Annotated in this window: 13 protein-coding genes and 1 pseudogene; 3 read left to right on the top strand and 11 right to left on the bottom strand. The window is 61.1% G+C overall.

Going from position 1 to position 14,489, the window contains the following annotated elements; genetic code table 11:
- Window positions 1-11 precede the first annotated feature (11 nt).
- From ABLV04_RS19030 to ybfF, 8 genes are all read right to left on the bottom strand, one after another.
- On the bottom strand, window positions 12-1,307 hold the full coding sequence (locus tag ABLV04_RS19030) for an MFS transporter (RefSeq protein WP_023288852.1): 1,296 nt from the start codon (window positions 1,305-1,307) through the stop codon (window positions 12-14).
- Window positions 1,308-1,361: 54 nt separating this feature from the next.
- A complete protein-coding gene (gene tcuB, locus ABLV04_RS19025) occupies window positions 1,362-2,501 on the bottom strand; it encodes a tricarballylate utilization 4Fe-4S protein TcuB (RefSeq protein WP_072413668.1) in 1,140 nt (379 codons plus the stop codon).
- Window positions 2,488-3,891 carry an FAD-dependent tricarballylate dehydrogenase TcuA gene (gene tcuA, locus ABLV04_RS19020; protein WP_032455143.1) on the bottom strand — a complete coding sequence of 468 codons (1,404 nt, stop codon included), beginning with the start codon at window positions 3,889-3,891 and terminating at the stop codon, window positions 2,488-2,490. Before tcuA ends, tcuB begins: the two co-directional genes overlap by 14 nt.
- 97 nt (window positions 3,892-3,988) lie before the next feature.
- The gene (tcuR, locus tag ABLV04_RS19015) at window positions 3,989-4,915 is read right to left on the bottom strand and encodes a tricarballylate utilization LysR family transcriptional regulator TcuR (RefSeq protein WP_065804704.1); all 927 of its coding nucleotides are present in this window, start codon (window positions 4,913-4,915) and stop codon (window positions 3,989-3,991) included.
- 127 nt (window positions 4,916-5,042) lie between these two features.
- Window positions 5,043-5,495, bottom strand: a complete 453-nt coding sequence (gene fur / locus ABLV04_RS19010; protein ID WP_004885952.1) for a ferric iron uptake transcriptional regulator — start codon at window positions 5,493-5,495, stop codon at window positions 5,043-5,045.
- A 291-nt stretch (window positions 5,496-5,786) separates the two neighbouring features.
- Window positions 5,787-6,317, bottom strand: a complete 531-nt coding sequence (fldA, locus tag ABLV04_RS19005; RefSeq protein WP_002894765.1) for a flavodoxin FldA — start codon at window positions 6,315-6,317, stop codon at window positions 5,787-5,789.
- A gap of 151 nt (window positions 6,318-6,468) precedes the next feature.
- Window positions 6,469-6,762: a LexA regulated protein gene (ybfE, locus tag ABLV04_RS19000; protein ID WP_002894767.1), complete on the bottom strand. Its 294-nt coding sequence runs from the start codon at window positions 6,760-6,762 to the stop codon at window positions 6,469-6,471.
- A 133-nt stretch (window positions 6,763-6,895) separates the two neighbouring features.
- Window positions 6,896-7,669, bottom strand: coding sequence for an esterase (gene ybfF / locus ABLV04_RS18995; protein ID WP_348816054.1), 774 nt, complete (start codon window positions 7,667-7,669; stop codon window positions 6,896-6,898).
- A gap of 183 nt (window positions 7,670-7,852) precedes the next feature.
- Here ybfF and seqA point away from each other — a divergent pair, with 183 nt between their 5' ends.
- The 3 genes and pseudogenes from seqA to ABLV04_RS18980 all read left to right on the top strand — a co-directional run bounded on the left by seqA (window position 7,853) and on the right by ABLV04_RS18980 (window position 10,565).
- Window positions 7,853-8,401, top strand: a complete 549-nt coding sequence (gene seqA, locus ABLV04_RS18990) for a replication initiation negative regulator SeqA (protein WP_032428668.1) — start codon at window positions 7,853-7,855, stop codon at window positions 8,399-8,401.
- 32 nt (window positions 8,402-8,433) lie between these two features.
- On the top strand, window positions 8,434-10,074 hold the full coding sequence (gene pgm / locus ABLV04_RS18985) for a phosphoglucomutase (alpha-D-glucose-1,6-bisphosphate-dependent) (protein ID WP_023288859.1): 1,641 nt from the start codon (window positions 8,434-8,436) through the stop codon (window positions 10,072-10,074).
- A gap of 54 nt (window positions 10,075-10,128) precedes the next feature.
- Window positions 10,129-10,565 (top strand): annotated as a pseudogene (locus ABLV04_RS18980) (arginine:ornithine antiporter).
- On the opposite strand, the gene kdpE reads toward ABLV04_RS18980, so the two are convergent.
- The 3 genes from kdpE to kdpC are packed head-to-tail and all read right to left on the bottom strand — an operon-like array spanning window position 10,547 to window position 14,484.
- The gene (gene kdpE, locus ABLV04_RS18975; protein ID WP_002894776.1) at window positions 10,547-11,224 is read right to left on the bottom strand and encodes a two-component system response regulator KdpE; all 678 of its coding nucleotides are present in this window, start codon (window positions 11,222-11,224) and stop codon (window positions 10,547-10,549) included. The pseudogene ABLV04_RS18980 and the gene kdpE overlap by 19 nt on opposite strands.
- Window positions 11,221-13,908: a two-component system sensor histidine kinase KdpD gene (gene kdpD / locus ABLV04_RS18970; RefSeq protein WP_032455149.1), complete on the bottom strand. Its 2,688-nt coding sequence runs from the start codon at window positions 13,906-13,908 to the stop codon at window positions 11,221-11,223. The genes kdpE and kdpD overlap by 4 nt, the downstream gene beginning before the upstream one ends.
- Window positions 13,909-14,484, bottom strand: coding sequence for a potassium-transporting ATPase subunit KdpC (gene kdpC / locus ABLV04_RS18965; RefSeq protein WP_348816052.1), 576 nt, complete (start codon window positions 14,482-14,484; stop codon window positions 13,909-13,911). It lies immediately after the preceding gene.
- Window positions 14,485-14,489: the final 5 nt, after the last annotated feature.

Here is a 14,489-nt window from a genome sequence, read left to right as displayed (position 1 = left end):
CGTTTGTTTTTTTAGCGCTGACTCTCCGCCGGCTGATAGCCGCGACTCAGGCGCACGAACAGCAGCGCGGTGGCGATGAACCCGCACAGCGCAGCGCACATCAGCCACCATCCCGGCGCGCTTTTATCGCCGGTAAGCTCGACCAGGGCAGTGGAGATAGCCGGCGTCAGGCCGCCGAAGATGGCGGTGGCGAGGCTGAAGGCCAGCGAAAAGCCCACGGTGCGGACATAAACCGGCATCACTTCGGTGAGCGCCGCCACCATCGCGCCGTTATACATGCCAAAGAAGAAGGAAAACCACAACAGGACCAGCGTCATACGGGTGAAATCCGGCGCGGCGGTGAGCCAGTGCATCACCGGCCAGGTGGTGAGCAGCGCCAGCACGGTAATCCCCATCAGCACCGGGCGACGACCGATCCGATCGGAGATCGCGCCGCCAATCGGTAACCAGATAAAATTGGAGATGCCCACCAGCATGGTGACCAGCAGGCTGTCGCGGGCGCTGAGGTGCAGCACTGCTCTGCCGTAGGTTGGCGTATAGACGGTAATAAAGTAGAAAGTGGTGGTGGTCATCGCTACCAGCAGCGTCCCCGCGGTAATAATGCGCCAGTTTCTGGCGATGGTGGTCAGGATCTCTTTGGTATCCGGGCGATGTTTACGCTGCAGGAATTCCTCGGTCTCCTGCAGCGAGCGGCGCAGCACGAAAATCAGCGGAATGATCATACAGCCAATAAAAAAGGGGATGCGCCAGCCCCAGGCGGCAATCTCCTCATGTTCCAGCGTGGCGTTCAGCGCATAGCCGATCAGCGCCGCCATGATGATAGCCACCTGCTGGCTGGCGGACTGCCAGCTGGTATAGAAGCCTTTATTGCCCGGCGTAGCGATTTCAGAGAGATAGACCGACACTCCGCCAAGCTCGACGCCCGCCGAGAACCCCTGCAGCAGACGGCCCACTAACACGAGGATCGGCGCCAGCACGCCGATAGTCTGATAGCCAGGGACCAGGGCGATGAGTAGCGTCCCGCAGCCCATGATCGCCAGGGTGACCATCAGCCCTTTGCGGCGACCGATTCTGTCGATATAAGCGCCGAGCACCACCGCGCCGATAGGACGCATCAGGAAGCCCGAGCCAAATACCGCAAAGGTGAGCATCAGCGCCGCGAACTCGCTCTCCGCCGGAAAGAAGGTGCGGGCGATATAGGTGGCGTAAAAGCCAAACAGGAAGAAGTCGAACTGTTCGAGAAAATTACCGCTGGTCACGCGGAGGATAGCGCCGACGGTGCCGGCGCGGGTGGGTTGTTGGGTCATAGGGGGTGCTCTCCATTGTCTTTATCTTGTTGTTATCGGGTGCAGAGGGGCAGGTCAGTCGCCGGCGACGCCCGCCTGTTTTCCGCGGCGTTTCTCAATCGCCCACTTGAGTAACGCCGCACAGCGATAAAATCCGTGGGCAAATTTTCCATACGGCAGGGTTAAGAACAGGGCCATCACCACCCCGAGGTGGATGGCGAGCAGGACGCCCATCCACGAAGTATCCCGCCCCGCCAGCAGCGCCAGGCCGGTGAAGCTGGTCAGCAGCAGCAGCAGAATAAATCCGCGATCCATCGGTTTCTGCCGCGCGTCGCCGTGCAGCGGCGAGCGGCGCAGGTTCAGCCACAGCAGGCCCGCCGGGCCGACCAGCAGGCCGATGCCGCCGAGGGTGCCGAGCAGCACCGGCAGGCTGAAAAACGGGTAGGGGGCTTCCTGGCCGGCGATATAGTGATAGCCCGTGGCCACCACGGTGGCGGCGAAACAGAGCATAAAGCCGTAGAAGGTGCAGTGGTGGAAACGGCGGCGCAGCAGGGTGAAGGCGTCATCGGCTTCGTTGCAGCCTTTCCCGTGGCCGCCGTCGAGATATTTCAGCGTCAGCGCATCATGGGATGCCTTCGCAATATCAATCGGTTGCGGCTGGCCCGGGGAGATCTCGCGCCAGAAGCGGATCACCCCGCTCATCAGTAAGCCAATCGCCAGCACAAAGACCGAACCAAACATCCACGCCAGCAGGTTATGGGGGAATATCTGGTAGAAGTCGCCCGCCAGCGGCGGATGGCGCAGCGAGCCTTTGAGCCCCATCGCCAGCAGCAGAAAGACAATCAGGCCGCCGACCAGCGCCAGCACGGTGGTCATGCCGGCCCGGCGGTACAGGCTGCCAAAGGCGGCGGGCTGGGCGTAGTGTTGATAGGTCTCGAGCCGGACTTCGGCCATCGCCTTCGGCACGTTAATGGCGAACTCGTGCGGTGGCGCATACTGGCAGGCATGCAGGCAAGCGCCGCAGTTATGGCACAGGTTAGCCAGATAGTTGATATCCGCCTTGCCAAAGTCCAGGCGCTGGGTCATCGCCGGGAACACGGCGCAAAACCCTTCGCAGTAGCGGCAGGCGTTACACACTTGCATCACCCGTTCGACTTCCGCCTCCGGTTCGGTGATGATCTGCGCGTCAATGATCAGCTTTTCAAGCGACTTCATGGTGTTTCTCCTGCTGCGCCGCCCGGGCGGCCTGCTGGCCGGCGATGCGGCCGAAGGTGGTGCCGATCGACATCCCGACGCCGGCGGTGTAGCCCTTGCCCAGCACGTTGCCGGCCATCATTTCCCCGGCGACGAACAGATTACGGCTGGGTTGACCGGCGAAATGGACGGCGGCGGTGTCGTCGACGTAGAGCCCGAGGTAGGTGAAGGTGATCCCCGGACGCAGGGCGTAGCCGTAGTAAGGCGGCGTATCGATGGGGCGCGCCCAGTGGGTTTTCGCCGGCGTGAGGCCAGAGGTCGCGCAGTTATCCAGGCGGGTGTGATCGAACTGGCCCGGCGCGCAGGCGGCATTATAGTCGGCGATGGTTTGCGCTAAGCGTTCGCCGTCCAGCCCCAGCTGGCGGGCCAGTTCCTCGATGGTATTGGCCTGAGCGCCGGGAAAGACGGGGGGCATAAAGTGGCCGATGGCTTTGCTGTCGATGATCGAGTAGCCGATCTGTCCAGGCTGGTGGGCGACCAGTCGGCCCCAGATGGCGTAGCGTTTAGGCCAGAAATCTTCCCCCTCATCATAAAAGCGCACGGCATCGCGGTTGACCACCACCCCCAGCGAAACGCAGTCGACGCGGGTGCAGATCCCGCCGTCATAGAGCGGCGCCCGGGCGTCAATGGCGACGCAGTGGGACTGGGAAGGATCGCCGATGATATCGGCCCCGGCGTCGATCATAAACTTGAGCAGCACCCCCTGGTTGAAGCGCGTGCCGCGGATGAGAAAGTTATCGGCGGGCCATTCGCCGCGGTCATTTTGCCCCCAGGCCTCGCGCAGCCACTCGCGGTTGGATTCAAATCCGCCGGCGGCGAGGACGCAGCTTCTCGCGACAATCCGTTCCTCGCCCGCCAGCGCGGCGACAAATTCACCGTTGCGCAGTTCCAGAGCCTGCACCGGCGTGTTGTAGCGGATCTGCACCCCCATCCGCTCTGCGCTGCGGTAATAGGCATTGACCAGCGCTTTGCCGCCGCCCATAAAAAAGGCGTTGGTGCGGGCCACGTGCAGGGCGCCGGAGAGCGGCGGCTGAAAGTTAACCCCGTGCTGACGCATCCAGTCCCGGCACTGTGACGAGGTGCGGATCACCAGCCGGGCCAGCGCTTCGTTGGTGTTCCCTTCGGTGACGCGCAGCAGATCCTGCCAGTACTCCTCTTCCGGATAGCTGTCGACCAGCACGTCCTGCGGCGCATCGTGCATACAGCGCAGGTTACGCGTGTGCTGCGAATTGCCGCCTCGCCACTCCCGCGGCGCCGCCTCCAGCAGCAGCACCGAGGCGCCGGCTTCCCGGGCGGTTAAGGCGGCGCATAGCGCGGCATTGCCGCCGCCAATGACCAGTACATCCACCATTATCGGCTCCCTTACAATTTAATTAATTGTTAAATTTGTAATGGGAATGTAGGCGGTAACGGCGGCGGGGCGCTATGGCGTAACGCTAAAGAGGGGTTTAGTTAACGTAAAGGGTGGCGCCTGGCCAGCGATCGGACTCCACCAGCTGGCGCATGACTTTGCTTAGTATGACCCGTGCCGCAAGGCCTGCCGGGGTGAGCTCATCATCCGACAGGCTGACCAGAAAGTTGGGGCGGCTGAGGACCGGATTAGCGATGCCGATCACCCTCAGCGCCTGATGGTCGAGATGGGAAATAGCGGCCCCGGGCTGCAGAGTGGCGCCCAGTCCGCTGCGCACGGCCTGCATCAGCAGGGCCAGACCGTCAATGTCCGCCACCACCTCAACGCTGAGGCTGTGCTGCTGGCAAACCGCCTCCAGCCTGCCGCGCAGGCCGTGGCCCTGGCTTGGCATAATCAGCGGCAGGGTGGTGAGCTGGTCAGGGGAAACAGGGTCATCCGGCAGCGAGGCCAACAGCGCATGGGTGCCAATCAGAAACAGGCGCTCTTCGAGCACCGGTCTGGCGCTCCAGCGCAGGATCTTCTCCTGCTGGAAGACGATGGCTAAATCCAGCTGGCGGGTGTTGATCATCCGCTCCAGATTCCCGGAGAGGCTTTCCACCAGGTGCAGGCGGACGTCGGGGTAGCTCTCGCGCATCGCGTTGATGAACGGTACGCCAAGAACGGAGGCGGTGCTGGGGGCCATGCCGACGCTGACGTGGCCCGACAGCCGCGCCTCGCGGGCGGCGAGGATGGCATCATCGGCATGACGCAGCGCCAGCTGCGCCTGTGAGTAGAAAGCGAGGCCCGCGCTGGTGGGCGTCACGCCGCGAGAGGTTCGCTGCAGGAGGCGAATGGCCAGCTCATTTTCCAGACGCGCGATCTGCTGGCTGAGCGCCGAGACGCCGATATTCAGATCGAGCGCGGCGCGGCCCATGCTGCCGGTTTCAACAATGCGCGTAAAATAGCGTAGCTGGCGAAGTTCCATATCAACTCTCCGGACAAAGCGGGGACTCGCGAGGGTCGCCGCCGGGACGTGAGCGGGAAGCGCGGCAGAAGCGCCCATAAAAAAGCCAACCGGCTGGTTGGCTTTTCAGAGCAGGCGAAGCAGGGAATTACTTTTCCACCGCGTCGTGGGCGTGTTCGTCCTCGCGGCAATCACCTTCCGCACAGTGACCGTACAGATACAGACTGTGGTTGGTCAGGCGGATGCCGTGACGGGAAGCGATTTCACGCTGGCGCGCTTCGATAGAGTCATCACTGAATTCGATCACTTTGCCGCAGTCGAGGCAGATCAGGTGATCGTGGTGATGCTGCTGGGTCAGTTCGAAAACGGATTTACCGCCTTCAAAATTATGACGAGTCACGATACCGGCGTCATCAAACTGGTTGAGGACGCGGTAAACGGTCGCCAGACCAATCTCTTCGCCCATGTCGATCAGGCGTTTATATAAGTCTTCCGCACTGACATGATGGTTATCCGGTTCCTGCAGCACTTCAAGGATTTTCAGTCGAGGAAGTGTGACTTTCAGGCCAGCCTTCTTTAATGCGGTATTGTTGTCAGTCATGCGGAATCTGTCCTGTTGCTAAACGATCTACTTCCTTCAACGGAAGTCATACAGAAATTAACCCGACGTAATGCGTCTCATTATAGAACTGCCACTGGTAAATGAAAACTGCAAGCATCGGGCCTGGTTTGCTGTCAAAAACGAGGCACCAGCTACAAACTGCGTCACGTGCCTCGTAGAATCAGAGGACATTGTACAGATATGTGATTAAAAGTTAAAAACTTGTAGCTATTAGTTTGATTGCTTTTGTCTATTAATACGACGCAACTCAACGATTGCGCCGCTTAATTATCAGGCGTTTTTGATTTCTTCGAGGTGCAGCTCTTCAGCCACCTGCTTCACCCACTTCTCAACGCGCTCGTTGGTCAGTTCCGGCTGACGGTCTTCATCAATGGCGAGGCCGACGAAGTGGTCGTCATCCGCCAGGCCTTTGGAGGCCTCGAAGTGATAGCCGGCAGTCGGCCAGTGGCCAACGATGGTCGCGCCGCGCGGCTCAATGATGTCGCGGATGGTGCCCAGCGCATCGCAGAAGTACTCTGCGTAGTCTTCCTGGTCGCCGCAGCCGAACAGCGCCACCAGCTTGCCGTTAAAGTCGATCTCTTCCAGCGTCGGGAAGAAGTCGTCCCAGTCACACTGGGCTTCACCGTAGTACCAGGTCGGGATGCCGAGCAGCAGGATGTCGTGGGCTTCCAGATCTTCTTTGCTGCTTTTGGCAATGTCGTGAACATCAGCAACATCTTTACCAAGCTGCTTTTGAATCATTTTTGCAATATTTTCGGTGTTGCCGGTGTCGCTGCCAAAAAAGATGCCGATGATTGCCATGAGTAAAATAACCTCTTGAAACTTAAATGATGTGGTAGGGACGCGATGCCCACAGATAACGGCAATCATAGCAGAACAGGCAAGGACGCGGAAACAGCAATCACGCCCGACTGCACACTCTGCTACATGAATGCGGATTTTTCGCGGAAAGTTAGACTTTTCCCTGGCTGCGCAGGGCGGTTAATTGCGTCATCAGCATCTCTTCGATGAGATCGCTGCGGCTCATATTACGCGCTTCCGCCAGTTCGTTAAGCGCATCGACCGCGTCGGCGTTGAGCTTTAGCTCCACGCGCTTCAGCCCGCGCACTTTATCGCGTTTCAGCTGATTACGTTTGTTGATGCGCAGTTGTTCATCGCGCGACAGCGGATTGGTTTTTGGTCTTCCCGGGCGACGCTCGTTTGCGAACAAATCTAATGTCGTACGGTCCGTTTGTTCTTTTGCCATGATTCTGAGTGACTTCGGGGAAACAAGCTGCCGGGCTCTAGCCGGCGCAGATAGCGCGCCATCATACATCAGGCGAACGGCTGCGCCAACGACCGCGGGCATTCTGCGGCGCGGTCGGGCATATTTTAGCCAATCAGGCGCCAATGCTCGTGAGATAGCGGCGGATCGCGCGCAACACCGCTTCGGGTTTCTCGGCATGGACCCAGTGTCCGGCGCCGGCGATGACGTGGGCCCGGGCCTGCGGGAACTGGGCCAGCAGCGCGTCGCGGTAGGCGTCGGTCACGTAGGGTGAGTTGCCGCCGGGAATAAACTGCGTCGGGTGCCGCCAGGCCGGGATGGTTTCCCAGCCGACGATATGCGGGTACTGGTCCCACAGCACCGGGACGTTGAAGCGCCAGTCGCCGTCGACGAAAGATTTCAGCAGGAACTGAATCACCCCCTCTTCCTGCAGATGCTCGCGCATCACCTGCGCCGCATGCTGGCGGGTGCTGGCGGCGGATTCGCTGACGGCGCGGATAGCGGCGAAGATCTCATCATGGCGGCGAACATGATAATCCACCGGGGCGATATCGATCGCCACCAGACCGTTGATGCGCTCCGGCGCCAGGGCGGTCAGCGCCATCACCGCTTTGCCGCCCATCGAATGGCCGATAAAGGTGGCGTGCTCAATCTGGTGCGCGTCGAGCGTATCGAGCAGATCCTGCGCCATCGCGGGGTAGGTCATCTCTGGCGACCGCGGCGACAAACCGTGGTTGCGCATATCGACCTGCAGAATATCGTGGTCGGCGACCAGGTCGCGGGCGAGGATGCCCAGGTTGTCCAGGCTGCCAAACAGACCGTGGACCAGCACGATCGGGGAGTGGTTGTGCGGATTCTGTGCAGATTGCGCTCGGCTATTTAATTTCATGGCAAAGTTCTTTTTTTCGCTCCGTCGGGTTAGGGTATTATGTTGGACATTCTGCCATCCGGCTGCAAGACCCAGAAGTTTTCTGAGTTTTACCGCCATCCTGGTTTGACGCTATCCGCGGTTGGGATTTGTACTTATAATCCCAACGATTTGTATTCAGAAAAGATATCGCACTGGATTAAGATGAAAACAATTGAAGTTGATGATGAACTCTATCGCTATATTGCCAGCCACACTCTGCATATCGGCGAGAGCGCATCCGACATTTTACGGCGCATGCTGAAATTTTCCGCCGTTTCCCAACCGGCTACACAGGTCAGCAAAGCCGCGCCGGCGCTGGCGCCCGCGCCTGCCGTTGAGGTGAAACCCGCTAACCCGGCGAAAGATAAAGTCCGCGCCATGCGCGAGATGCTGTTATCTGATGAATACGCCGAGCAGAAGCGCGCGGTGAACCGTTTTATGCTGGTGTTGACCACCCTCTACTCCCTGGACAGTAAAGCATTTGCCGAGGCGACGGAGTCTCTGCATGGCCGCACGCGCGTCTACTTCGCGGAAGATGCGCGTACGCTGCTGAAAAGCGGTAATCAGACCAAACCGAAACAGGTTCCTGGTACACCGTGGTGGGTGATCACCAATACCAATACCGGCCGTAAATGCAGCATGATTGAGCACATCATGCAGTCGATGCAGTTCCCTGCGGAGCTGATTGAAAAGGTTTGCGGCACGATCTAGCTTTTTAACATTTGCACCAGAAGGATCAGGCAATGGCAATCGATAAACGTGCGGGGCAGCCTGCGCAACAGAGTGATTTGATTAACGTCGCCCAACTGACTGCTCAGTACTACGTGCTGAAGCCTGAAGTCGGTAATGCGGAGCATGCGGTCAAATTCGGCACCTCCGGCCATCGCGGCAGCGCGGCGCGTCACAACTTCAACGAACCGCATATCCTGGCCATCGCCCAGGCGATTGCGGAAGATCGTGCGAAGAACGGGATCACCGGTCCGTGCTATGTCGGTAAAGATACCCACGCCCTGTCCGAGCCGGCGTTTATTTCGGTGCTGGAAGTGTTAACCGCCAACGGTGTTGACGTGATCGTGCAGGAAAACAACGGCTTCACCCCGACGCCGGCGGTCTCCAATGCGATTCTGGTGCATAACAAAAAAGGCGGTCCGCTGGCGGACGGCATTGTGATCACCCCGTCACACAACCCGCCGGAAGATGGCGGTATCAAGTACAACCCGCCAAACGGCGGTCCGGCTGATACCAACGTCACCAAAGTGGTGGAAAACCGCGCCAACGAACTGCTGGCCGCTGGCCTGCAGGGCGTGAAACGCCTTCCTCTGGACGCGGCGCTGGCTTCCGGCCACGTCAAAGAGCAGGATCTGGTGCAGCCGTTTATTGAAGGCCTGGCGGATATCGTCGACATGGCGGCGATCCAGAAAGCGGGCCTGACGCTGGGCGTCGATCCGCTGGGCGGTTCAGGTATCGAATACTGGAAGCGCATTGGCGAGCACTACAAGCTCAATCTGACCATTGTGAACGACCAGGTAGACCAGACCTTCCGCTTTATGCACCTCGATAAAGACGGCGCCATCCGCATGGACTGCTCCTCGGAATGTGCGATGGCGGGCCTGCTGGCGCTGCGCGATAAGTTCGATCTGGCGTTTGCCAACGACCCGGATTACGACCGTCACGGGATTGTCACCCCAGCCGGGCTGATGAACCCGAACCACTATCTGGCGGTGGCGATTAACTACCTGTTCCAGCATCGTCCGCAGTGGGGCAAAGAGGTGGCGGTCGGTAAAACCCTGGTCTCCTCGGCGATGATTGACCGCGTGGTGAACGATCTGGGCCGCAAGCTGGTGGAAGTGCCGGTGGGCTTTAAGTGGTTCGTCGACGGTCTGTTCGACGGCAGCTTCGGTTTCGGCGGCGAAGAGAGCGCCGGGGCCTCCTTCCTGCGCTTCGACGGCACGCCGTGGTCCACCGATAAAGACGGCATTATCATGTGCCTGCTGGCGGCGGAAATCACCGCAGTGACCGGCAAAAACCCGCAGGAGCACTATAACGAGCTGGCGGAGCGCTTTGGCGCGCCGAGCTACAACCGTCTGCAGGCTTCCGCGACCTCCGCGCAGAAAGCGGCGCTGTCTAAGCTGTCGCCGGAAATGGTCAGCGCTGACACCCTGGCGGGGGATCCGATCACCGCCCGTCTGACCGCAGCACCGGGCAACGGGGCGGCGATTGGCGGCCTGAAAGTGATGACCGACAACGGCTGGTTCGCGGCGCGTCCGTCAGGCACCGAAGACGCCTACAAGATCTACTGCGAAAGCTTCCTCGGCGAAGAACATCGCAAACTGATCGAAAAAGAAGCGGTAGAGATTGTCAGTGAAGTGCTGAAGAACGCCTAAAGGCGCACGACCATCAGGCCCCTCGCGGGCCTGATTTTTTTCGCAAGGATAGCGATGAAAATACAGCGGAAGTCCCTGTTTTTGTTCTGGGCGTGGATGGATCTCTTTTTCGTCCTGCAATTCTTATGGTGGAATATTGCCCACCGCCGACTCCCTTTTTACGACGACCTGCTGGCTTATCTCCAGCTGCTGCACGCCTGGGGCGCTGCGGCGGTCTGACTCTATCCGCTGAATGTGCTGCTGATTATCAGCATCCCGCTGTCGATGATCCTCTTCTTCCGTCAGAGCCGCTATGGGCTGTGGCTGGCCTGGGGGCAGGCGCCGCTCAGGCTGGTGTTTATGCAGCCTTCGCTTTCTTTGGGTCTGTGGCTGATTCAGGCCGCCGGCGTCCGGATTTCGCGATCCTGGCAGGCTTCCTGCTGCTCTCTGAAGGGCTGAAAATCGCCAGCCTCTGGTACTGCAGAGGCGGGGCTCAGGGCATAAAGCGATAGCCAATCCCGGTTTCGGTCAGCAGATGCTGCGGGCGCGCCGGATCGGCCTCCAGCTTTTGCCGCAGGTGACCCATATAGATCCGCAGATAATGGCTGTGCTCCACGGCGTTAGGGCCCCACACCTGATTCAGCAGCTGGCGCTGGGTAAGCACTTTACCGGGATTATTCAATAGCGCCGCCAGCAGGCGAAACTCGATGGGCGTCAGGTGGATCTCTTCGCTGCCGCGCAGGATGCGGCGGGCGGGGATATTGACCTCCAGGTCGGCGAAGCGCACCACCGGCTCGTCGGCCTGCGCCGCGCCGTGACGACGCAGTGCGACGCGCAGGCGGGCCTGCAGCTCGCCGATGCCAAAGGGTTTACTTAAGTAGTCATCGGCGCCGGCATCCAGGGCGGCAATTTTGTCGTGCTCTTCGCTACGCGCTGACAGGACGATAATCGGCATCTGACTCCACTGGCGCAGGTCGCGAATAAAATCAATGCCGTCGCCATCCGGCAGGCCGAGATCGAGTATCGCGAGGTCGGGCTTACGGGTGGCGGCTTCGATCAGCCCGCGCTGCAGGGTTTCCGCTTCAAATACGCGCATGCCGTCGGCTTCCAGCGCGGTGCGCAGAAAGCGACGGATAGCGTGTTCGTCTTCGATAATCAGAACGTTAATCACAATTCCTCAGATAGCTCTTCCAGTTCAGGGGGCGTTTCTCCCGGCAGTGTAACACGGAATGAGGCGCCGCCTTCCGGCCGGTTGCTGGCGGAGATGGTCCCGCCGTGGACGTCGACGATGGCCTGACAGATGGCAAGGCCCAGCCCGACGCCGGGGATCGCCGACTCTTTGTTGCCGCGGGCGAATTTATCAAAGATAGCCTGTTCCTGACCCGCCGGGATCCCCGGACCATTATCCCATACCTCCAGCGACAGCTGCCGGGCGTCTGCTTCGGCGCGAATACCGATGTCCGCCCGGGCGCCGGCATACTTATGGGCATTCTCCAGCAGATTGATCAGCACCCGCTCGAACAGCGGCCCGTCGACATGCACCAGCTGCAGCGGGTCGGGTAAATCCAGTTGAACGTGCTGGCCGCCGAGGCTCGGCTCGAGCATACGCAGCGCGCTGCCCACCACTTCCTCCAGCGTCAGCCACTCTTTGTGCAGATTAAAGCCGCCGGACTGGATCCGCGCCATATCCAGCAGGTTGTTCACCAGCCGGGTGGTATTGAGCACATGCTGGCGGATTTCATTGGCCTGCGGGGCATGCTTCGAGCCCTCGCTGGCCAGATCGAGGGTCAGGATTTCCGCCTGGCCAAACAGCACGGTGAGCGGGGTACGCAGATCGTGGGACAGGGCGGCGAGCAGCGAGTTACGCAGGCTTTCGCGCTCGCTGGTCAGCCGGGCCTGCTCTTCGCTGGCGGTCAGGGTGAGACGCTCCAGGGCGCTGGCCACCAGCAGGGTGAAGGTCTCCAGCAGCCGCTGCTGCTCTGGGATCATCAGCTGGCGCAGATTCGCCGGCTCCACCACCAGCAGTCCCCAGGTGCGGGCGGCGCTCTTCAGGGGCAGGATCTGATACGGCACGCCGGGCAGGGTATCGGTGCCGGCGCCGGCGGGTTGACCCTTATCAAAGCTCCAGCGGGCGATGGCGTCATCCCACGGCGTCAGCCCGGGCTGGTGGGTTAAGGGCAGCAGTTTCCCCTGGGCGTCCGGGAGCAGCAGCTGGCTGCGAGCCTGAAAGGTGGAGGCGATAAACCGCTCGCTGGTGGTGGCGATATCCTGCTGGCTACGACCCACCGCCAGCGCTTTGGACATTTCATACAGGTGGCGGGTACGCCGCTCGCGATAGCGCGCCACCCGCGCCTGGTAGCGCACGCCGGCGGTGAGGTTACCGATAAGCAGGCCAACGGTGAGCATCACGCCGAAGGTGAGCAGATACTGGACATCTGACACCGCCAGCGTGCCGCGCGGGGCGACAAAAAAGAGATCGAAGCTGATAACGTTGATCACCGTCGCCAGCACCGACGGCCAGCGGCCATAGAGCAGGGCGATGATCACCACCCCCAGCAGATAGAGCATGACCAGGTTGGCGGCTTCGAAGGCCATCAGCCACTGCATGGCCACCAGGGTAATAATGGCGCACAGGGCCACCGCCAACGCGCAGCCCTGCAGCTGCAGCCGCCATTTCTCCAGCGCCGGACGAGTGTCGCTGGCGCGCGCCGGAAGGGGGAAGGGCTTTTCATCCAAGGCGATGACCACCAGATCGAGGTCCGGCGCGTGACGAGCCAGACGGTCGGCGAAGCCGCTGCGATCCCACCAGCGGCGTTTGCTCTGGCGGCCGATGACAATTTTTCCGAGGTTATGTTCGCGCGCGTAATGGAGGACCGCTTTCTCTTCAGACGGGTCGGAGAGGGTGGCGGTTTCGGCGCCCAGCTCCTGAGCCAGACGCAGCGCGGCGAGGATGGCCCGCCGCCGGGATTCCGGCAGGCGGTGCAGGGAAGGCGTTTCGACATATACCGCATGCCAGACGCTGCCCAGACGGGCGGCGAGGCGGGCGGCGGTACGCACCAGCTTTTCGCTACCGGTGTTGTGCCCGATACAGAGCAGAATGGCGTCGCGGGTGTGCCAGACTTTCTCCTGGCCCTGGCGGTCGCGCCAGGCGCGCATCTGCTCATCGACGCGATCGGCGGTACGGCGCAGAGCCAGTTCGCGCAGCGCAATCAGGTTCCCTTTGCGGAAAAAGTTCTCGATAGCGCGCTCGGCCTGGCCGCCGATATAGACTTTGCCCTCATTGAGCCGCTGGCGCAGATCGTCAGGGGGGAGGTCCACCAGCACCACGTCGTCCGCGGCGTCAAAAAAGGGATCGGGGACGGTCTCCCGCACCTGCACGCCGGTGATCCCGCTGACGACGTCGTTCAGGCTTTCCAGATGCTGAACGTTAACCGTGGTGAAGACGTCAATCCCGGCCTCCAGCAGTTCGTCCACATCCTGCCAGCGCTTCGGATGGCGGGAGCCGGGGGCATTACTGTGCGCCAGTTCATCCACCAGAATCAGCGCCGGGCGGCGGGCGAGGGCGGCGTCGAGGTCGAACTCATACACGTAGCGCCCGCGGTGAGCGAGCCGCCGCGGCGGCAGGGTGCTCAGGCCCTGCAGCATCGCGGCGGTCTCTTTCCGGCCGTGGGTCTCCGCCACGCCAATCAGAATATCCAGCCCCTGGGCCCGCAGCCGCTGCGCTTCCGCCAGCATCGCCCAGGTTTTCCCCACCCCGGCGCAGGCGCCGAAGAAGACTTTCAGTTTGCCGCGATGCGGGGCGGCGGTGTGCTGCAGCAGGCGGTCAGGGTCCGGACGCAGCGGCTCGTCACTCATTTACTTATCCTTCAGGGCATCCAGCGCCATATTGAGTTGCAGTATATTGACCACCGGCTGGCCAAGGAAGCTCAGCAGCGGCGTTTGTGTGGCCTGGTTAACCAGCGCGGTCACCTGGTCGACGCTCAGCTGGCGCGCTTTGGCCACCCGGGGCGCCTGCCACAGCGCGGCGGCCGGGGTCAGGTTGTTATCGAGACCGCTCGCCGAGGTGGTGACCAGTTCGACTGGCACCCGCGGGTCGGCATCCGGGTTCGCGGCGCGCAGGGCCTGCACCCGCTCGCTCACCGCCTTATCCAGCGCCGGGTTGCTGGCGGCGAGGTTGCTGCCGCCAGAGGCCATCGGGTTATCCGCTGTCTCCGCGGTGGCTGACGGGCGGCCCTGGAAAGAGCCTGCGGCGGTAAAGTTCTGGCCAATCAGCGCCGAGCCGCGCACCTCGCCGTTCAGGCGGATCAGCGAGCCATTGGCCTGTGAGTTAAACCACCACTGTCCCAGGCTGGTGGTCAGCAGAGGATAAACGCCGCCGGTGAGCAGGGTTAACAGAATAAATAGCACAAGTGCTGGACGAATCAATGACATAGTTT

Source organism: Klebsiella sp. JN_Kp127, assembly GCF_040062505.1.
Classification (GTDB): Bacteria; Pseudomonadota; Gammaproteobacteria; order Enterobacterales; family Enterobacteriaceae; genus Klebsiella; species Klebsiella quasipneumoniae.
Note: the sequence above shows the minus strand (reverse complement) of the source record. Positions and strands in the feature narration are given on the sequence as shown.

Bases quoted from the DNA above. Each gene is read 5' to 3' on its own strand.
- ABLV04_RS19030 (WP_023288852.1), bottom strand. From the start codon at position 1,307: ATGACCCAACAACCCACCCGCGCCGGCACCGTCGGCGCTATCCTCCGC.
- tcuB (WP_072413668.1), bottom strand. From the start codon at position 2,501: ATGAAGTCGCTTGAAAAGCTGATCATTGACGCGCAGATCATCACCGAA.
- tcuA (WP_032455143.1), bottom strand. From the start codon at position 3,891: ATGGTGGATGTACTGGTCATTGGCGGCGGCAATGCCGCGCTATGCGCC.
- tcuR (WP_065804704.1), bottom strand. From the start codon at position 4,915: ATGGAACTTCGCCAGCTACGCTATTTTACGCGCATTGTTGAAACCGGC.
- fur (WP_004885952.1), bottom strand. From the start codon at position 5,495: ATGACTGACAACAATACCGCATTAAAGAAGGCTGGCCTGAAAGTCACA.
- fldA (WP_002894765.1), bottom strand. From the start codon at position 6,317: ATGGCAATCATCGGCATCTTTTTTGGCAGCGACACCGGCAACACCGAA.
- ybfE (WP_002894767.1), bottom strand. From the start codon at position 6,762: ATGGCAAAAGAACAAACGGACCGTACGACATTAGATTTGTTCGCAAAC.
- ybfF (WP_348816054.1), bottom strand. From the start codon at position 7,669: ATGAAATTAAATAGCCGAGCGCAATCTGCACAGAATCCGCACAACCAC.
- seqA (WP_032428668.1), top strand. From the start codon at position 7,853: ATGAAAACAATTGAAGTTGATGATGAACTCTATCGCTATATTGCCAGC.
- pgm (WP_023288859.1), top strand. From the start codon at position 8,434: ATGGCAATCGATAAACGTGCGGGGCAGCCTGCGCAACAGAGTGATTTG.
- kdpD (WP_032455149.1), bottom strand. From the start codon at position 13,908: ATGAGTGACGAGCCGCTGCGTCCGGACCCTGACCGCCTGCTGCAGCAC.
- kdpC (WP_348816052.1), bottom strand. From the start codon at position 14,484: ATGTCATTGATTCGTCCAGCACTTGTGCTATTTATTCTGTTAACCCTG.